Origin of the sequence: Streptococcus sp. sy018 (assembly GCF_007859185.1) — a bacterium.
Classification (GTDB): Bacteria; Bacillota; Bacilli; order Lactobacillales; family Streptococcaceae; genus Streptococcus.
The window spans coordinates 228,660-248,346 of sequence record NZ_VOHN01000001.1 but is presented as its reverse complement, the minus strand read 5'-3'; the positions used below and the strand labels follow the sequence as shown (position 1 = coordinate 248,346).

Below are 19,687 nucleotides of genomic sequence, written 5' to 3'. Positions count from 1 at the left end.
GCAAGCAATGGCCTTGATTCAAAAATAAAAGTTAGAGAAAAATTCTCTAACTTTTATTTTTTTAATAATTCTCTAGCTTGAATCCTAGCAGCGTCTGTAACATCTTGCCCTGCCAACATCTTGGCAATTTCTTCGACACGTTCTTCTGTTTCTAAAAGACGAACCACTGAAACAGTTGAGGCCTCGCTACTTCTTTTTTCAATAAAGAATTGATAATCCGCAATAGCAATCACTTGTGGCAGATGAGAAATCGCTAGCACCTGCCCATGTTGACCAATTTTATAAATCTTTTGAGCGATAGCTTGGGCAACTCGTCCTGATACACCAGTGTCAACTTCGTCAAAGACAATACTGGTCTTATCTTCCTTACGAGAAAATGCTGATTTTAAAGCCAACATCAAGCGAGATAACTCTCCTCCAGAAGCTACCTTAACCAAGGGTTTAAAACCTTCTCCAGGATTAGTTGAAATGTAAAACTCCACTTGTTCATGACCGTCACGATTGAATTTACCTTTGCTAAAATTAACCTTGAACTCGGCCTTTTCCATGTACAAATCTGCCAGTTCTTGCTTAATGTCAAGAGCTAGAGCTTCAGCTATCTTGTGGCGTTCTTGGCTTAGCTGACTAGCCGCTGCGACTAATTCTTTCTCAAGACCTTTCAACTGACCTTCCAAGTCATCCGTTCCTAAATCATTACCTGTCAGATGATTATATTCCTTAGAGATACTGCTAAAATAAGTCAAAACATCGTCAACACTCCCACCATATTTACGAGTAATGCTGTTAATGACGTCAAGTCTAGTTTCAATGGTCATCAATCTTTCAGCATCAAATTCTAAATGATCTAGTGTATCTGACAAACGTTTACTGACATCTTCCAAAACATAATAGGCTTCACTCAAATGGCTAGACATGTCTTTATAAGCCGTATCATAATCTTCCAAACTCATCAAATCATTCATAGCGGAACGGATATTAGCTAGGCTAGAAAACTCTTCATCATCTAAGAGTTGATAAGCACTAGTTAAAGTGTCTGCAATTTGTTTATGATTTAATAATTTTTCACGTTCTTGCTCTAATTTATCGTCTTCACCAGTTTGTAAATCTGCCGTTTCAATCTCAGCCAACTGAAATTCCAACATTTCAATTCTAGCCTTATGCTCTGCTTCATTTTTTTGCTTATCTAAGACACGTTTACGCAAACGACGATACCGATCAAACAGTTCTTGGTAATGTTTCTTGGTCTCAACAAACTCTTGATTGCCAAAACTATCTAGGAGAGCAATGTGCAATTGTGGCTTCATCAACTCTTCTTGGTCATGTTGACCATGAATATCTACTAAAAACTGACCAATAGCTTTTAATGTCGTCAAATTAACCATTTGCCCATTAACACGACTAACACTGCGACCATTGGCAAAAATCTCTCGACGAATAATCAATTCATCACTCAACTCAATTCCATTATCAGCTAAGAGTTGGCTTAGGGAAGGATTTTTATCCAAAGAGAAAAATCCCTGAATTTCCGCCTTAGTCGCCCCATTACGAATGACTTCTGTGCTGGCCCTTGCTCCTAGCATCATATTCATGGCATCAATGATGATTGATTTGCCAGCACCAGTTTCCCCTGTCAGTACCGTCATGCCATTATCAAAGTTTAGGGAAATTTCTTCGATAATCGCAAAATTTTTAATCGAAATGCTTAATAACATCTACTTATCCTCTTCGGCTTGCTTAAATTGGGCATGAGCTGTTGCAACCACATCCTCTATTTGACTAGCTACTTGATTTGTTGGCAAATCTGACTTTTCTAAATGTAGAAGAAACTCAATATTACCATGCCCACCTTGAATAGGAGAAAAATCCAACTGACAGGCTGAAAAGCCCGTCGCCACTGCCAATTCAGTCACTTCTTGTAAAACACGTTCATGGATAGCAGGATCTTTAACAATGCCATTTTTACCAATCTGCTCTCGACCTGCTTCAAATTGAGGCTTAACCAAAGCAACAACTTGACCATCATCAGCTAAAATCTCATGCAACGTAGGTAAAATCAAGGCTAGCGAGATAAAACTGACATCAATAGAAGCAAAACTCGGTTGTCCTTCAACAAAATCAGTTAACTGGGCATAGCGAAAATTATACTGCTCCATGCTAATCACTCGTGGGTCTTGACGTAATTTCCAGACCAACTGATTGGTTCCGACATCCACTGCATAGACTAATTTAGCAGCATTTTGCAGCATGACATCGGTAAAACCACCTGTTGAGGCACCTATGTCTAAAGTGGTCAAATCAACAACAGACAAACCAAAAACATCTAGGGCTTTTTCTAACTTTAGCCCACCACGACTGACGTATTTTAATTTTTCACCCTTTAATTTTAATTCGGTATTTTCATCAATTTTTTCACCAGGTTTATCAAAACGCTGACCATTGACGGTAGCAACAACCAAGCCTGCCATGACACCACGCTTGGCCTGCTCTCTCGTATCAAATAAGCCCTGTTTATAGGCCAATACATCTACACGTTCCTTAGCCATGCCATCGTAACCTTTCTATCGTGTTTAAGATATCATCTGCTTGAAAACCTTGTTCTTGCCTTAATTCTGCAAAAATCTCTTGCACCCTATCCAAACTCTCATTTAAGATTTTTTTAGAGTTTTCAAGACCTAACAGACTAGGATAGGTTGATTTATCTGCCAACAAATCTTTTTTCGGTGTCTTACCTAAGGTGTCAAAATCAGCCGTCACATCAAGAATATCATCCCTTACTTGAAAGGCTAACCCAACCAACTGACCAACCTGTCTTAACTTATCCAAAACTTCTGCTGATTGTTGAGTCATTAAACCAGCGGCAACAAAGGGAAAGGTTAAAAGTTGACCTGTCTTGTTGGCATGAATTTTTCGCAGGTCTTCCAAATCAAGTCTTTTGCCTTCACCAAGCATGTCTAAGGCTTGACCTGCCACCATTCCAAAACTACCTGAAGCCCGTGACAACTCACTAATCAAAGCTAAACGAACCTTTTCTGGTAAATCAGTTTCTGCCAATAGGGCAAAGGGATCTAAAAAGAGGGCATCTCCTGCTAAAATCGCCATGGCTTCACCAAACTGTTTGTGATTAGTCGGCATACCTCGACGAAAATCATCATTATCCATAGCTGGCAAGTCATCATGAATCAAACTACCTGTATGAATCAACTCAACACTGGCTGCCACTTGATAATGGCTTTTTGTCAACTCAAGTCCAAAACCTTCCAAAACCTGCAAGCAAAGTAAAGGACGAATCCGTTTCCCCCCTGCCTTAATCGAATAGCCGATGGCTTCTACTAAATGCTCAGACACATTTGCTTGAGCATAGAAATCCAGCATAGCTTGATCAATTTTTACCTTCTCCATCTAGTCCATCTCCACCTGACTGCCGTCTGCTTGCATGACCTTAACCAAGGTTTTTTCTGCTTCTTGTAGGGTTGTTTGAAGACGTTTTGATAGGCTCATCCCCTTTTGAAATTCAGCCAAGGCAGTTTCCAAAGGCACATCCCCATTTTCTAACTTGGCAACAATACTTTCTAATTCTTGTAAGTCTTCTTCAAATGTTTTTTGCGTTGACATTTTTTACCTCCACTTCTAAATCACCATCTCGCATCACGATGGTCAATGCGTCACCTACTTTTATAGGGGTAACTGAATCGATAAGATCTTGATTTTTTTGGACAAGAGCATAGCCTCGCTCAATAATTTTTTGAGTATCTAACGACAGGAGTGCATCTTGGGCTTTATCAAAGCGTGCCACCTGTCTATCGTACTGATTGGCCATATTACTTTTTAATAGACGCTCTAATTGGGTCACCTTATCTTTTTGACTGGCTAGTTTAGTTGGTAACCCTAAAAAAGTCAAAGATTGATTGAGTTGTTGATAAATCTGCTGCTTGATTTGTAAAGTCTGATCCATTTTCTCAGACAATCGAGTCGTCAAATAATCCACTTTCTGTAAGTAACCATCATACAATCTTTGAGGCTGACGAAAAACAAGAGATTGACTCGAGCTCTGCAAACGCTGATTAGCTTGTTCTAACAGAACTTGCATGGCTTGATATAGGCGTTTTTCCCAATCCAACAAACTTGTAAGTAAATCTGTCTTAGTAACTGGTGTAGCTAATTCAGCCGCAGCTGTCGGTGTGGCTGCCCGTTGATCTGCTGCAAAATCAGCCAAGGTCACATCTGTTTCATGCCCCACACTAGAAATAATTGGCAAGCGAGATTCAAAAATAGCCTGAACCACAATTTCTTCATTAAAGGCCCAGAGGTCTTCAATTGATCCACCACCACGACCAACAATCAAGAGATCTAAGTCAGTTATTTGATTAGCCAAGGCAATGTTGTTTGCAACTTCTTTCGCTGCCTCTTGTCCTTGCACCTTAGTTGGAAAAAGTAAAACCTCTACTCCGGCAAAACGGCGAGAAATGGTCGTGATAATATCCTTGATAACTGCCCCACTAGGACTTGTGATGACACCTACTCTTTTGACAAAACGAGGAAGAGCTTGCTTATGGCGACTCTCAAAATAACCTGCCTCCGTAAGCTTTTTTTTCAACTGCTCAAATTGAAGAGCCAAAGCTCCCATACCATCTGGCTCTGCCTTTTCAACAATAATCGAATACGAACCAGATGGTTCATAAAGCTGAACTCTTCCGATGATATTGATTTGCATGCCTTCTTCTAACTCAAATCCCAAATTTCGATAAATACCAGACCACATGGTTGCTTGAATGACTGCCTTATCATCTTTAAGCGAAAAATATTGATGATTGGGACGTCGACGAAAATTGGATACTTGACCAGTTAGATAAACCCGCTCTAGATAGGGGTCACGGTCAAATTTTAATTTTAAGTATTTGGTCAAAGATGACACTGATAAATAATCTGCCATGACAACTCCTACGACTTTTATAATCTATACCAGTATAACAAAAAAAGTGCCAAAAGGCACTTGTTGATTCAGCTCTCTCAGCAATTTTTAGCTCTATTAGCTAAGTCCCTTATTTTTTGCAATCTGATAGGTCTGCTCCAAAAGCATAGTAATGGTCATAGGCCCCACTCCCCCTGGAACTGGGGTAAGTAGGCTAGCCACTTCACTAACCTCATCAAACTTGACATCTCCAACAAAACGGCCATCAGCTAGACGATTCATGCCGACATCAATCACGACTACCCCTTCCTTAACAAATTCTTTTGTAACAAAGTGACCACGGCCAATAGCCACAATTAAAATATCCGCTTGTCTTGCCAGTTCTGCTAAATTTTTAGTTCGTGAATGCGCAATGGTCACCGTTGCATTTCGATCTAACAGCAGTTGAGCCATAGGCTTACCAACAATATTACTACGGCCAATCACTAAGGCTTGTTTGCCTTCGAGTTCGACCTTGTAAGTATCCAATAACTTGATAATGCCTGCTGGTGTACAAGGTATCAAACTCCCATGTCCTGACCAGAGTTGCCCCATATTCATAGGATGAAAGCCATCAACGTCCTTATCTGGCGATATTGCCAACAACACATCTTGATCATTGATATGATTTGGTAAGGGTAGTTGTACCAAAATCCCATGGCAAGTCTTGTCTTGATTATAGTTCTCAATCAAATCCAAAAGGTCACTTTGACTAATAGTTTCTGGAACACGAACAATCTCACTCTCAAAACCTGCTTTCAGAGCAGCTCTTTCTTTATTGCCCACATAAAGTTGACTAGCAGGATCATCACCAACCAAAATCACTATCAGCTTAGGAACAATTCCTGTTTCTGATTTTAATGTAGCGACTTTTTCAGCCAATTCTGCTTGCATCTGCTGAGCAACCGCCTTACCATCTATCAATCTTGCCATTTCCATCTCCTTCTAACAAAAAACACCTAACGGTGTTTTTGTGCATGCTTAATAAAGTAAGTCATAAATTTCCATTGCAATCAAATCAATGCTATCAAAGGTATAGGTCTCACGCGCTGCAACATCACGCAGGGTAAACACTGCTCCTGTTTCTGGATCATGATTAAATGATACTTCAGCAACCACTACACCTTCACGTTCAAAATTACGTTTTAAATTACCACCATCAGTCGCCATTAGTTCCAAGCGATTGATAATTCTTACCAAATGTGATTCCATGGTTTTCTCCTATTTTCTAAATACTACTTCTCTATTTTATCACAAAAATCAATAAAGACGCAAAAAAACAGGCGTTTTTTCCTTATCTTAGCTAAAAATAACTAACCTATCGGTAAGGAATAATCTTTTTACTTGCTTATTTACTTAATTGTTGTATAATAAAACTATAAAAGTTTGACCTTTTTTGACCAATCGAGATTCAAGCTTTTGAAACCAACTTCTATTGAAAAGAGGTACTGATTATGCTATGTAAAAATTGTAATCTAAATGAAGCAAGTATTCATCTCTATACAAGTGTTAATGGCAAACAACAACAAATTGATCTTTGCCAAAATTGCTACCAAATCATGAAAAGTCAACCAAGTCAGCAAGGAATGAGTAGCAATTCACTCAATCCTTTCTTTGATGATTTTTTTGGTGATTTAAATAATTTCCGTGCTTTCAATCAAGATTTACCAAATGCACCTAAAACTCAAGCTGGTGGGGGACGTTCTGGAAACGGTGGAAACAACCGTAACAACAAGCCACAAGCCCCACAACAGCCAAAAGGACTCTTGGACGAATTTGGTATCAATGTGACTGACCTAGCTAAACAAGGTAATATCGACCCTGTCATTGGACGTGATCAAGAAATCGTTCGTGTTATTGAAATTCTAAATCGCAGAACCAAGAATAACCCTGTTCTTATCGGTGAGCCTGGTGTTGGTAAAACTGCCGTTGTAGAAGGTTTGGCCCAAAAAATCGTTGATGGCAATGTCCCTCAAAAACTTCAAGGAAAACAAGTTATCCGTCTTGATGTGGTTAGCCTTGTCCAAGGAACAGGCATTCGTGGCCAATTTGAAGAACGCATGCAAAAACTCATGGATGAGATTCGTCAGCGACAAGATGTCATTCTTTTCATTGATGAAATCCATGAGATTGTCGGAGCTGGCTCTGCAGGCGATGGCAATATGGATGCCGGCAACATTCTTAAGCCCGCTCTTGCTCGTGGGGAGTTACAATTAGTAGGTGCTACCACTCTTAACGAATATCGTATCATTGAAAAAGACGCCGCCCTTGAACGCCGTATGCAGCCAGTCAAGGTCGATGAACCAAGTGTTGAAGAAACCATTACCATTCTTCGTGGTATTCAACCTAAGTATCAAGACTATCATCATGTCAAATACACAGATGAAGCCATTGAAGCAGCTGCTCGACTTTCTAATCGCTATATCCAAGATCGTTTCCTACCAGATAAGGCAATTGATTTGCTAGACGAAGCTGGCTCAAAAATGAACCTTACCCTTAATTTTGTTGATCCAAAAGAATTAGACAAGCGTTTAATTGAAGCAGAAAATCTCAAGGCACAAGCCACTCGTGATGAAGATTATGAAAAAGCGGCTTACTTTAGAGATCAGATTGCCAAATATAAGGAAATGCAGGAACAAAAAATTGATGACCAAGATATGCCAATCATCACTGAAAAGCATATTGAAGCGATTGTTGAACAAAAAACCAATATTCCTGTTGGGGACTTGAAAGAAAAAGAACAATCTCAACTGCTCAATCTCGCTGATGATTTGAAAAAACAGGTCATCGGTCAAGATGAAGCTGTTGATAAGATTGCCAAAGCCATTCGTCGTAATCGTGTCGGCCTTGGTAGCCCTAATCGTCCAATTGGTAGTTTCTTGTTTGTCGGCCCAACTGGTGTCGGTAAAACTGAACTCTCTAAACAACTAGCCATTGAACTCTTTGGTTCGGCTGATAGCATGATTCGTTTTGACATGAGCGAATACATGGAAAAACATGCTGTTGCTAAATTAGTCGGTGCCCCTCCAGGCTATGTGGGCTATGATGAAGCTGGACAACTGACAGAAAAAGTCCGTCGCAACCCTTATTCTCTCATTTTACTTGACGAAGTGGAAAAGGCTCACCCTGATGTGATGCATATGTTTCTTCAAGTTTTAGATGATGGTCGCCTAACTGATGGTCAAGGGCGTACCGTCAGTTTTAAAGATACCATTATCATCATGACTTCTAATGCCGGCACAGGTAAAGTAGAAGCCTCAGTTGGTTTTGGTGCTAGCCGTGAAGGACGCACTCATTCTGTTCTCAACCAATTAGGTGACTTCTTCAGTCCTGAATTTATGAATCGCTTTGATGGGATTATTGAATTTCAGCCTCTTAGCAAGGATAACCTACTCACCATCGTTGACCTTATGCTTGCCACTGTTCGTCAACGCCTAGCCAATAACGGCATTGAACTTGAAGTAACCAACAAGGTTAAAGAAAAATTGGTTGACTTAGGCTATGATCCTAAAATGGGAGCTCGCCCACTTCGCCGAACCATTCAAGATTATATTGAAGACGCACTGACTGACTTCTATCTTGAAAATCCAAACGAAAAACAACTCAAGGCTGTGATGACAAGCAATGGGCAAATCATGATTAAATCAGCTAAAAAAGCAGATAGCACAAAAGTTACTGAATCTTCCGAAATAACTGATTAAACTGAAAAATCTAGTCATTTAGACTAGATTTTTTAACGTTGACAGGTTATAATAAAAGGAAAAGGAGAAATGTAATGACCACAAGACCAACCTTTGGTATAAAAAAAGAAAACACAGACTATACCACACGACATGGTGTTTATGCTATCATTCCTAATAAGACAAATGATCAAATTATCCTTGTTCAAGCCCCTAACGGTTCTTGGTTTTTACCAGGCGGAGAAATTGAAGCTGGTGAAGAGCATCTGACTGCTCTGCGTCGTGAATTGATTGAAGAATTAGGTTTTACAGCTGAATTTGGGCAATACTATGGCCAAGCTGACGAATACTTTTATTCTAGTCACCGTGACAAACACTACTACAATCCAGCCTATATTTATCAAGTGACTCAGTTCCAAGTGGCACAATCCCCCCTAGAAGACTTTAATCAACTGGCTTGGTTTCCTGTTGACGAAGCGATTAGCAAACTCAAACGTGGTAGTCATCAATGGGGAGTTAAAGAGTGGCAAAAAAATCACTAATATGTTAACTTGTTCACAAAAATATGCTATAATAAAACTATCAAAATCATTCGGAGATTAATTTATGCGACTAATCAATACCACAAGTAGCCATTCCGCCTTGGTTAAAAGCCAACTCACCAATACTGATGCTGAATTAGTTGAAGTCTATTCAGCTGGTAATACAGACGTGGTCTTTACCAAAGCTCCCAAACATTATGAGTTGTTAATTTCTAATAAACATCGGGCCATCAAGGATGAAGAAATTGTGGCAATTCGTGAATTTTTCATGAAACGTAAAATTGACTCAACTCTCGCTCTTTTTGATCAATTACAAACCTTGCACACTCCTAATCTGATTGAAATTTCAATCCCTATCAAATAACCAAGAATCAGTTAACTGGTTCTTGGTTTGCTATTATCTGCCTAATAAAAAAGAATGACCTTTTGGTCATTCTTTTATTTTTCAAATCCCTGAGCCACTGCATCAACAAAATGTGTTTCTACAATCTCAGCACAATGAGCACAAATGTTTACTTGGTAAGAACGCTCTTGTGTTGACTCGTCAACACGGCGGCAACGCTCACACACTTGACCACTTGCCGCTTCTACATTAAAGCTAACATTATCAACAACAACAGCATCTACTGGTGCTGATTGATCACTGAGAGTTAATTGTGACACAATCAACAGTTGAGCAATATCTGATTCAAGAGATGTCAAAAGGTTTTTTACAGTTTCATCTGCATAGACCGTCAAATGAGCTTCTAATGATTTTCCGATAACTTTAGCATTCCTTGCTTCTTCCAAAGCTTTTTGAGTTTTGGTACGGAAAACTAAGAAGGCCTCCCATTTCTCTAAAATCTCGTCTTGGTTGTCAAATGTTTCCACTTCTGGCATTTCAGTCAACTGAACAAATTCTGCTGTTTCATGTTCCAGATATGACCAGATTTCTTCTGCCGTATGAGGCATGATTGGTGTCAAAAGTTTTGTGATTTTAACCAAAATATCATAAAAGACGGTTTGCATTTGGCGACGAGCTAGGCTATCCACTGCCTCAATGTAAACGACATCCTTGGCAAAATCCAAATAGAAGGCTGACAAGTCAACTGTGACAAAATTGACAACTGCTTTATAGATAGCTATAAAATCATAAGATTCATAAGCTTCGATGATACTTGCCACCAATTTATTAAATTTGATCGTCATGTATTGATCCACTGGACGTAGATCTTGATAGGATACGCTATCTGTTTCTGGATTAAAATCAGCAGTATTTGCTAGAAGGAAACGTAAGGTATTACGGATTTTACGATAAGTTTCAGATACTTGAGCTAGGATATCCATTGACACACGAACATCATTATCGGTATCGACTGAAGTTACCCAAAGACGAAGAATCTCTGCTCCATATTGTTTGGCCACATCATTTGGTGAAATGATATTGCCTTTCGACTTAGACATTTTTTCGCCTTTACCGTCAAGGACAAAACCTTGAGAAAGAATTGATTTATATGGGGCATGACCATTAACCGCAACAGAAGTAATCAAAGACGAGTTAAACCAACCACGATATTGGTCACTTCCTTCAAGATAAAGGTCTGCTGGATACCCCAAATTTGAACGCGTATTCATCACACCATTCCATGATGAACCAGAATCAAACCAAACGTCCATAATATCTGTTTCTTTAGTAAATTGACCGTTTGGTGAACCAGGGTGACTAAATCCTTCTGGTAAAAGTTCCTTAGCTTCACGTTCCCACCAAATAATTGAACCATGTTCTTCAAAAAGATTAGCCACATGGTCTGTTACTTCCTTGGTCATGATTGCCGTACCATCTTCAGCATAAAAGATTGGTAAAGGTACACCCCAGTTACGCTGACGGGAAATGACCCAGTCACCACGGTCACGAATCATGTTATAAAGACGCGTTTTACCCCAAGCTGGATAGAAATTAACCTTGTCAATCTCTGATAAAATATCTTGGCGGAACTGAGAAACAGAAGCAAACCATTGTGGTACTGCACGCCAAATGATTGGCTTTTTAGTTCGCCAGTCAAATGGATACGAGTGAGAAATTTCTTCTTGTGCTAAAAGTAAATCTCCTAATTTTTCAATAACAACTGGTGTAATTTTATCGTAGAACTGACCAGCAAAATCAGGGCCAGCATTTTCTGTCATCATACCACGTTCATCAACTGTCACAGCAACTTCTAGGCCATACTTGATACCGACATTGTAGTCATCCTCACCAAAACCTGGTGCCGTATGGACAACACCTGTACCAGAATCAAGAGTCACATGGTCACCATTCATAACCAATTCATCAACTTCTTGATCCCATGGATGTTCTGTCACAATACGGTCTAGTTCTTTACCTTGATAGCTAGCCAAAACTTCCACATTTTCCCAAGCAAAACGTTCTGCTAAAGAATTAAGTAAGTCAGCAGCAACCAGGAATTTTCGACTATCATTTGCTGGCTTAACCACTACATAATCAAACTCAGGACCAACAGTCAACCCACGCGAAGCTGTTACTGTAAATGGTGTTGTTGTCCAAACTACAATATAAGTATTAGTATCAAGAAGACCTTTACCATCTTTTACACGGTTGGCATAGTACAGCGATGTCGATACTAAATCATGATACTCAATTTCTGCTTCAGCCAAGGCTGATTCAGATGACCAAGACCAATAGACAGGCTTGGCACCACGATAGATATAACCTTTATCAGCCATAGCCCCAAAGACACGAATTTGTGCTGCCTCAAAATCTGGTGTCAATGTGACATAAGGATTTTCCCAATCAGCTGCGACACCTAAACGCTTAAAATCTTCTCTTTGTTTATCAACTTGACTAAGCGCATAATCACGACACATTTTAAGGTACTCAACCAAGTCCATTTCTTTGCGTTTGACACCTTGCTTAGACAAAACTTGCTCAATTGGTAAACCATGAGTATCCCAACCTGGCACAAAGGGAGCTCGATAACCCATCATCGACTTAGCACGAGTGATGATATCTTTTGAGATTTTATTGAGGGCATGACCAACATGGATATTGCCGTTTGCATAGGGAGGGCCATCATGTAGAAAGAAAGTTGGTTTTTCTGCATTCAATTCTTGACGTTTCTGATAAATAGCTGCTTCCTGCCATTTTTTTTGCCATTCTGGTTCTTTATTTGGTAGGCCTGCACGCATTGGAAATGCCGTCTTGCCTAAATTCAAAGTTTCTTTTAATTTCATATCATTCTCCTTTTCATATAAAAAGAGCTCCGTCAAAAAGGACGAAAGCTCGTGGTACCACCTTAATTCAGATAATACACTGATGTATTATCCCTCTTCTTGTTGAGTAACGACAACAAACCGTCCTAACTTACTCTGATGTTCAGCTAGAATGCGACAAAATGATAATAATCAGTTGAGGGATTATAGGACTTCCACCATCTCCTATTCGCTAGAAATATCAAAAGATTATCTTGTTTTTGTTAATCAGCAATATTTAATTTAAATGTTTGTGTTTCCCCAAAAGATGGCTTAGGATTTTCCTTAACTTCTTCTACCACCACGTCTTCAGTCACAACTGGTGTCTTAAGCTCTTGAGTGGTTTCAAGTTGCTTATTACTTTCTTCCATACGACGTTGCAATTCTGCAATCTCATCTGGTGTAAATTGACGTGTGGCATCCAATGAGTCTTCATCAGATTTCATTACCATTTTTTCATCTAAAACACTTTCTACAACTTCTTTAAAAGCCGATGTCGAATCTTGCAAATAAACGGCTGTCGGTTGTAAGAGTTCACTCCATTCTGGCGACATAATCAAACTATGTTGAGCTTCAATGGCAGCCAATAAGCGTTGATGAAAGACTCGACTTTGACGTTTCAAATCTTCAGTCTCAATCGCTACAACTTTTGCTTCATCAGCAGCATCACGAATAATCTGATTGCCTTTTAATTTAGATTCTTCCAACAAATTATTTGCTTGAGCAATAATGTTATCTGCTTCTACTTGAGCTGTTGATTTGATATTTTCAGAAGTTTCTTGAGCCAAAATAACCGACTGACTCAAAGACTCTTTAATATCATCAAAATAAGCTAATTTTTCTTCCAAAGACTTAATTTTATTGGCTTGTTCACGATTAAGTCGTACCAAGTCCTCATACTCATCAGTAACCAAATCTAAAAAGTCATTAACTTCGTCTTCACTATAACCACGAAATTTTACTTTAAACGTTTTTTCTTTAATTTCTAATGCTGTTAGCGCCATACATTCCTCCTTATTTAGCAATCATTTGACGAATGATCACCTTATATTTTCCTTGTTTAGTCTGTCCTAAAATTTCTTTTATTTGAAAACGACCATACCCACGAATACTAATCAAATCTCCCAGTTTCAAATCTTGACTTCCACGTTGAAGGAGATGATAATTACACTTCACTTTTTCTTGCTCAATCAATCGTGTAATCGTCGTTCGAGATTCCTTTATCACCTTAGCTAATAGGGTATCCGCTCGAAAACTAATCGTTAAAACAAGTTGTTCATCGCTTGCTCCTTCTCCTACCAAGCGTTCTTCAAGAGAAACTTCCCGAAAAGAAACTGGAACAGAAGCGATTTTTTCCACCTGATTTCTCAAATAAATCACTTTGTCTTGGTCCAAAAAAATCTGAACTCTTTTATCAACCAGCAAAATGTCTCCGAGCAGAGAACGTCTGATACCTAATTGATTAAGCAAGGCTCCTAAAACTTGTCGATGAGATAACGTATAAAATTTTCGTGGGTAATCAATCTCTACCAAAGTCAAATTAAAGTCTTCGACAGATAACTCGTAATAATCAGGAGCAATAATCACTCTTGCATATTCCATCGGTGCCATAAGTGTCGAAACAAAATGTTTGACTTGAGCATGTCCTAAAACACTGAGTGCAATTTGTAATTGCCTTGGATCTAAAAATTCTGTCAATTGATAAGTATAGGTATTCTCCATCTTGGTAATTAAATCGCTAATCTTATCAATAAATACTTTTTCATCCGAATGAAAATGCTGATAAATCAATCTTTTATCTGTCATTGCAATAAACTAATCAAAAAGGCACTTAAACGATTAAGTAGGAACATGACTAGAAAAATTGTAAAATCAAGACCTGCAAAAACTAAACGAAACTTTTTAAAGGGTGTTAATAGTGGCTCTACTAAACCAACTATTATTTGTCCCAGTTTCGTTTCATAAGCCCCTGGAAACCAAGACATGATTGCGTAGATAAATAGAATATAAGAATAAACTTGAATTAGTCTTAAACTTACTAAAATAACCAAAACCATGTTTTATCTTCTCTTCATGTCATAATCAAAGGACTGATCTTGAGCAGTATTTGGAATTTGCATTTCTTCGACATCAACGACAACTGAAGCTGGTGTCAATAGATACATCGACGACCCTACTTTTTGCAAATTACCAGATAAAACTTCACTAGCACCATCAATAAAGTCTAGACATCGTCTAGCTTGAGTTTCTAGCATATATTGAAAATCAATCAAGACACATTCATTACTATTTAATAGAGCCACAATCTCTCGAGCATCTTCATACTTACGAGGATATTTAAGAGCAATTGTTACCGCCTCTCCCATGCTTTGATGTTGAACAGCTCTCAAATCTGCTTTTGGACTTCTTGTTCTGACGGTCTCTTGCGTTGACGTTTTCATTGTTGTTACTGGCTCTCTTTGTGGCTGAGCTATCTGTGGTCTCGGTGCTTGAGGACGAGGACGCTCGTGTTCTCTAACCTCTTGCCGATGAGAACTTTGAGCAACCTCTCTTTCTTGCTCAAATTCTTCAAGTTCACTGACCTCATCCGTTGAAAAATAAGAAATGATATTATTTGTAAAATCTTTTAGTCCCATTTCTATCTCCTATTCTTTAAAAAATGATTGGCCAATTCTAACAAAGGTTGCTCCTTCTTTAATGGCCAGAGCAAAATCGCCGCTCATTCCCATACTTAATTCCTTAAATGGCATATGAGCTATTTTCTTTTCAGCTAATTGTTCTCTGAGCAATCTTGCTTGTCGAAAAATCGCTTGTTTTTCGTCATCGCTGGCTTCAAAAGGAGTCATTGTCATCAATCCTACAAGAATAATCTTATCTAATTTTGCTAGTTCTTCTAGTAAATCATCCAATTCTTCTATATAGACCCCATGCTTACTTGTCTCTTTTGAAATATTGACTTGCAAGAAACACTTAACTGGTTTACTTGCTCGTTTTTGAATCTCTAAAGCCAAGTTAAGAGAATCTAAAGCATGGAAATAATCAATATAATCAATAACTTCTTTTACCTTACGCCGCTGAAGACTTCCGATAAAATGCCAAGTTAACACATCGCCCTTAACCTGATGATATTTTTCTAAAAATTTATCAACACGATTTTCACCAAGATGATGATGCCCCAAATCAACTAAGGCTTGAGTTGTTGCAACATCTACATATTTCGTTACTGCAATCACTTCAACCGGTTGAGCCTTTTGTTCATCAGAAACCAAGACAGCTACTTGCTTCATGATTTCTTGTTTATTTCTAGCAAGATTCATCTTAACGGTTTTTGAAAAATGGTGGTGTTTCTAATTCATCGTCACCTTCAAAAGCAGTTTGTTGGAAACTAGACATAGTTAATTGACTATCTAACTCTCCTTCTGTAGGACGGGTAATCTGATCACGTTTTAAATCCCAATTACCAAATGATGATTGTTCACTAGCAGGTTTTACTTGCTTACTAGAAACAGAACTAGTTGGCATTTCACGAACTTCAGCCATATCAAAATTGTGGCGACGATCAAAACCTGTTTGCACTGGTTCTTGTGTTTCTAGAGGTTGAGTTTGAGGACCTGAAGTAAATTGACGAGGCTGACGGAAATTAGCCACTGTTTCAACACGGTCTTTACCAACACCAGTTGCAACAACTGTGACACGAATTTCGTCTTTCATGCTATCATCAATCGATGTCCCTAACCAAATGTTAACACCATTACCTGCTGCTTGACCAACAATTTCAGATGCTTCTTCTGCTTCTGTCAAGGTCATATCCAAACCACCTGTGACGTTAACGATAACATCTTCAGCTCCATCAATGGTTGTTTCCAAAAGTGGTGAATAAATGGCTTTACGAGCAGCTTCAATGATACGTTCCTCACCACTACCAATACCGATACCCATAAGAGCATTGCCCTTATTAGCCATAACTGTCTTAACATCAGCAAAGTCCAAGTTAATCAAACCAGGATTGGTAATCAAATCAGTGATACCTTGAACACCCTGACGCAACACATTATCAGCTTCACTAAGTGCTTCTAGAAGTGGTGTCTTTTTATCAACAATTTCCAATAAATTATTGTTAGAAATAATCAAAAGCGTATCTACTTGCTCACGCAATTCAGCGATGCCTTCGATTGCAAAATTACCACGTTTGTTTCCTTCAAAACCAAACGGACGAGTCACCACTGCTACTGTTAAAGCGCCCAAACTTTTGGCAATACGAGCAATCACTGGTGCAGCTCCTGTACCAGATCCTCCACCCATACCAGCTGTAATAAAGACCATGTCAGAACCCGTCAAGGCTTCAACAATGACTTCTTCACTTTCTTCAGCAGCCTTACGACCAACTTCAGGCTGACCTCCAGCCCCAAGACCTCTTGTTAATTTAGGACCTAATTGAATGACTGTTTCTGCCTTAGAGGCACTCAAGGCTTGAATATCTGTGTTGGCTGCAATAAATTCGACACCTGCCACACCTTCTTCAATCATGCGATTGATGGCATTACCACCGCCTCCACCGACACCAATAACCTTTATCACTGCTCCTTGAACAGACGCAGCATCAAATGAAAATACCATATTTTATTTCCTCATTTCAATCAAACTTTTAATCAAATAAACTTCCAAACACACCACGTACCCGATCGCCTAGTTTATCTTTTGATTTCTTTGGCTTAACTTTTTTCGTTTTAATCGGTTGGGGAATGAAATCTTCTGGAGCTTGTAGCGGTGGACGAACACCAGTATCTAACGTTTCTTCTTGATACATTGTTGGAGCTGGAACAGTCACTGACATCGTCGGACGTCCAACATCAGTTGGTTTACGTCTTAGCAATTCTTCACCCGTTACAGCAGCTTGAGCTAATAATTCTACTTCGCTCATTTTTCCAACATATTCTACCAAACTAATAACATTGGCAAACATTGGATTACGAATACCAACTTGATTAGGCACATGTAATTTAACCTTTGTTTTAAACACATCCTGTGCTAATTCAACAATTCCTGGCAAGATTGACCCACCACCGATTAAGACTACACCACCTGGTAGATCAAGCAAACGACCACGTTCTAGATCTTGTTTAATTCGCTCTAAAATATGACGAATACGAGCTGAAATAATTTCTGATAAATAACGTTCAGTAATTTCAACAGGCTCATCACTACCAATAACATCCACAGGAACAGTTTCTGTCAAACTCGTTGCATTGGTATCGGCACTACCAAAGTTAAATTTCAAGGCTTCTGCAATCTGCATAGAAGTTTTGAGTACCTTAGAAATATCTTTAGTAACATACTCACCACCTTCAGAATAGATGTTTGTATATTGCAACTCTTGTGCTCGCATAGAAGCTACTGTCGTTTGCCCTGCTCCCATATCAATAACAGTCGCACCAAACTCACGTTCCCCTTCATTTAAGACTGATTTCGCCATGGCTAGAGGGGAGATGATAATATTCTCAACTTGAATCCCTGCACGCTCAACTGTTTTTCTTAAATTATGCAAGATAGTATTAGGCCCAGTATAGATTAAACCACGCATTTCTAAACGCACGCCCATCATGCCTCTTGGATCACGAATTCCTTGAAAACCATCCACGATGAATTCTTCAGGTACCAATGAGATAACTTCACGCTCAGGAGTGATGCTCTTAGTCAAGGCTGAACGAACGACACTTGCTACATCTTCATCTTTGATTTCTTTTGATTCATTAGGTACAGGAATCATTCCTTGAGTGGGCTCGATTTGTAACAGATTAGCAGGAAGTGCCACATTAACCTTATCAATGGTAATCCCTGCTTTTTCACCTGCCTGTTCAATAGCTGATTTAATCGAATTCGCTGCTGCTTCAATATCAACAATAATACCATCTCTGACACCAGTACTTGTGACATTACTTACACCGATGACATTCATCTCTCCTTGAACAAGTTCAGCAACTAGAACCTTGATTGAACTCGTCCCTATATCCAAACCTGTAAAAAAGCCATTCCTAGCCATTCACTTGACCTCACTATCTTTTCAAAACTATGATTCGTTTATACTATTCAAAAATAGAATTACTCAGTGATTATTATATCATAAAAAACGTAAAATGATATCATTTTACGTTTTTTATTTCGATAAAATCTCTAGGAAAGCCTATTCTACACTAAGATTTTCTTCAGTTTCTGATATGGTAGCCTCCACAGACACATCTGAACTCGTCTCGATTGCGTCACTACTTTCGGTTTCATCTGAAGAAGTGCCTGATTCACTAGACGATGTGTTTTCTTCTTGACTGCTTTGATTTTGTGCTTCAAGCTCACTCGTTGTGTGATAAATCCCAACTTCCATATCAATGATGCCTACATCAGTCAGCTGAATCATCTTGTTATAATAAGACAACTTCTTGGACAATTCTGATAAAGGAACCCTTACCAAATTACCATCATACATTTCCAACTGTAACAAATCAGCTGTCGCTTTACTCGGTGTCAAACTCACATTTCTGACTTGGCTCACAATTTGTTGATCAACTTTAAGTAATTCTTGAATTAACTGCTTGATCTGCTTTTTATTAGTAAAGTCAACAATTAAAGCCTCTCCTGTTAAAGCAATCGCATCAGGCGTATCTACTCGCGTACCACTTTCTAAAATAGGTCGATAACCTTGATCTGTTAAACCATAGGCATAAATCTGATATTCTTCTATCTTGATCTTAAAAATATTAGGAAATTGATAGGTTATCTTTGCTTTTTTTACCCAAGGATTATTCGTTTTAATGGCTCTTTCATAATTCTTAGTATTAAACCAAACACTTGTTAAATAGTCAGTACTCTTAATACCACTAGCTTGGCTCACTTCTTCAGTTGTTGTTTGTTCCACTCCTGTTATTTGCAGTATCTTTTGTTGACTATAGGGAGTTAAAAAGAAAGCCGAGCTTACCAAGACCAAAACGGCAATAAGAATAACTGAGCCAGCCTTGATAAAGGTTCTCTTTTCTGGTTTAGTAACCTTATGATTTTTTTTTCTTATTTTTTTCTTTGGTTTAGATTGAACTACTGATTCTTCCTCAAGAAGTGATTGTTTCATCAATGATTTTCTTTTAGCTAATAAGTCTTTAGCTGCCTTAGCCTTGATTTGTTCTTCTTGTTGCTTCTTCTTTAAAAACTCAATATTTCTTTTTTGCCAATCACTTAATTCTCTCTCAGGTGTTGCCTGATCATGTTTATTTTTTTTTGACATAATA

19 protein-coding genes and 1 pseudogene are annotated in these 19,687 nt (G+C 38.7%); 3 read left to right on the top strand and 17 right to left on the bottom strand.

Features of this window, described 5'->3' with window-relative positions; translation table 11 throughout:
* Window positions 1-53: 53 nt before the first annotated feature.
* The 7 genes from recN to FRX52_RS01195 form a co-directional block, all read right to left on the bottom strand.
* Entirely contained in the window at window positions 54-1,712 is a 1,659-nt protein-coding gene (gene recN / locus FRX52_RS01225; protein ID WP_146538208.1) for a DNA repair protein RecN, read from the bottom strand.
* Window positions 1,713-2,543: a TlyA family RNA methyltransferase gene (locus tag FRX52_RS01220; RefSeq protein WP_146538207.1), complete on the bottom strand. Its 831-nt coding sequence runs from the start codon at window positions 2,541-2,543 to the stop codon at window positions 1,713-1,715. It abuts the gene before it with no gap.
* Window positions 2,536-3,399: a polyprenyl synthetase family protein gene (locus FRX52_RS01215; protein WP_146538206.1), complete on the bottom strand. Its 864-nt coding sequence runs from the start codon at window positions 3,397-3,399 to the stop codon at window positions 2,536-2,538. The genes FRX52_RS01220 and FRX52_RS01215 overlap by 8 nt, the downstream gene beginning before the upstream one ends.
* Window positions 3,400-3,612 (bottom strand): exodeoxyribonuclease VII small subunit, encoded by a 213-nt coding sequence (locus FRX52_RS01210; RefSeq protein ID WP_146460202.1) that lies wholly within the window; start codon window positions 3,610-3,612, stop codon window positions 3,400-3,402.
* Window positions 3,590-4,930 (bottom strand): exodeoxyribonuclease VII large subunit, encoded by a 1,341-nt coding sequence (xseA, locus tag FRX52_RS01205; protein ID WP_146538205.1) that lies wholly within the window; start codon window positions 4,928-4,930, stop codon window positions 3,590-3,592. The genes FRX52_RS01210 and xseA overlap by 23 nt, the downstream gene beginning before the upstream one ends.
* A gap of 96 nt (window positions 4,931-5,026) precedes the next feature.
* Window positions 5,027-5,881 carry a bifunctional methylenetetrahydrofolate dehydrogenase/methenyltetrahydrofolate cyclohydrolase gene (locus FRX52_RS01200; RefSeq protein WP_146538204.1) on the bottom strand — a complete coding sequence of 285 codons (855 nt, stop codon included), beginning with the start codon at window positions 5,879-5,881 and terminating at the stop codon, window positions 5,027-5,029.
* A 48-nt stretch (window positions 5,882-5,929) separates the two neighbouring features.
* Window positions 5,930-6,160, bottom strand: a complete 231-nt coding sequence (locus tag FRX52_RS01195) for a YkuJ family protein (RefSeq protein ID WP_146460196.1) — start codon at window positions 6,158-6,160, stop codon at window positions 5,930-5,932.
* 242 nt (window positions 6,161-6,402) lie between these two features.
* Here FRX52_RS01195 and FRX52_RS01190 point away from each other — a divergent pair, with 242 nt between their 5' ends.
* The 3 genes from FRX52_RS01190 (at window position 6,403) to FRX52_RS01180 (ending at window position 9,534) form a co-directional block, all read left to right on the top strand.
* Complete coding sequence (locus tag FRX52_RS01190; RefSeq protein ID WP_146538203.1) at window positions 6,403-8,649, top strand: ATP-dependent Clp protease ATP-binding subunit; 2,247 nt, start codon at window positions 6,403-6,405, stop codon at window positions 8,647-8,649.
* Between the two features lie 74 nt (window positions 8,650-8,723).
* Window positions 8,724-9,170, top strand: coding sequence for an NUDIX hydrolase (locus tag FRX52_RS01185; protein WP_146538202.1), 447 nt, complete (start codon window positions 8,724-8,726; stop codon window positions 9,168-9,170).
* Between the two features lie 64 nt (window positions 9,171-9,234).
* Entirely contained in the window at window positions 9,235-9,534 is a 300-nt protein-coding gene (locus FRX52_RS01180; RefSeq protein WP_146460187.1) for a DUF1827 family protein, read from the top strand.
* 74 nt (window positions 9,535-9,608) lie between these two features.
* On the opposite strand, the gene ileS is transcribed toward FRX52_RS01180, so the two are convergent.
* From ileS to FRX52_RS01135, 10 genes and pseudogenes are all read right to left on the bottom strand, one after another.
* Window positions 9,609-12,398 (bottom strand): isoleucine--tRNA ligase, encoded by a 2,790-nt coding sequence (gene ileS, locus FRX52_RS01175; RefSeq protein ID WP_146538201.1) that lies wholly within the window; start codon window positions 12,396-12,398, stop codon window positions 9,609-9,611.
* A 242-nt stretch (window positions 12,399-12,640) separates the two neighbouring features.
* Complete coding sequence (locus tag FRX52_RS01170; protein WP_146495137.1) at window positions 12,641-13,420, bottom strand: DivIVA domain-containing protein; 780 nt, start codon at window positions 13,418-13,420, stop codon at window positions 12,641-12,643.
* A gap of 10 nt (window positions 13,421-13,430) precedes the next feature.
* A complete protein-coding gene (locus FRX52_RS01165) occupies window positions 13,431-14,222 on the bottom strand; it encodes an RNA-binding protein (protein ID WP_146538200.1) in 792 nt (263 codons plus the stop codon).
* Window positions 14,219-14,473: a YggT family protein gene (locus tag FRX52_RS01160; protein ID WP_146495133.1), complete on the bottom strand. Its 255-nt coding sequence runs from the start codon at window positions 14,471-14,473 to the stop codon at window positions 14,219-14,221. Before FRX52_RS01160 ends, FRX52_RS01165 begins: the two co-directional genes overlap by 4 nt.
* Before the next feature lie 3 nt (window positions 14,474-14,476).
* Window positions 14,477-15,052 carry a cell division protein SepF gene (locus FRX52_RS01155; RefSeq protein ID WP_146495131.1) on the bottom strand — a complete coding sequence of 192 codons (576 nt, stop codon included), beginning with the start codon at window positions 15,050-15,052 and terminating at the stop codon, window positions 14,477-14,479.
* Between the two features lie 9 nt (window positions 15,053-15,061).
* Window positions 15,062-15,733, bottom strand: a complete 672-nt coding sequence (locus FRX52_RS01150) for a YggS family pyridoxal phosphate-dependent enzyme (RefSeq protein WP_146538199.1) — start codon at window positions 15,731-15,733, stop codon at window positions 15,062-15,064.
* A 1-nt stretch (window position 15,734) separates the two neighbouring features.
* The gene (ftsZ, locus tag FRX52_RS01145) at window positions 15,735-17,033 is read right to left on the bottom strand and encodes a cell division protein FtsZ (protein WP_146538198.1); all 1,299 of its coding nucleotides are present in this window, start codon (window positions 17,031-17,033) and stop codon (window positions 15,735-15,737) included.
* A 28-nt stretch (window positions 17,034-17,061) separates the two neighbouring features.
* Window positions 17,062-17,289, bottom strand: coding sequence for a cell division protein FtsA C-terminal domain-containing protein (locus tag FRX52_RS05535; RefSeq protein ID WP_398586887.1), 228 nt, complete (start codon window positions 17,287-17,289; stop codon window positions 17,062-17,064).
* Window positions 17,265-18,456, bottom strand: a pseudogene (ftsA, locus tag FRX52_RS01140) (cell division protein FtsA); the annotation flags it as partial. The pseudogene ftsA and the gene FRX52_RS05535, both read right to left, overlap by 25 nt.
* Before the next feature lie 141 nt (window positions 18,457-18,597).
* Complete coding sequence (locus FRX52_RS01135) at window positions 18,598-19,683, bottom strand: cell division protein FtsQ/DivIB (protein WP_146538197.1); 1,086 nt, start codon at window positions 19,681-19,683, stop codon at window positions 18,598-18,600.
* Window positions 19,684-19,687 lie beyond the last annotated feature (4 nt).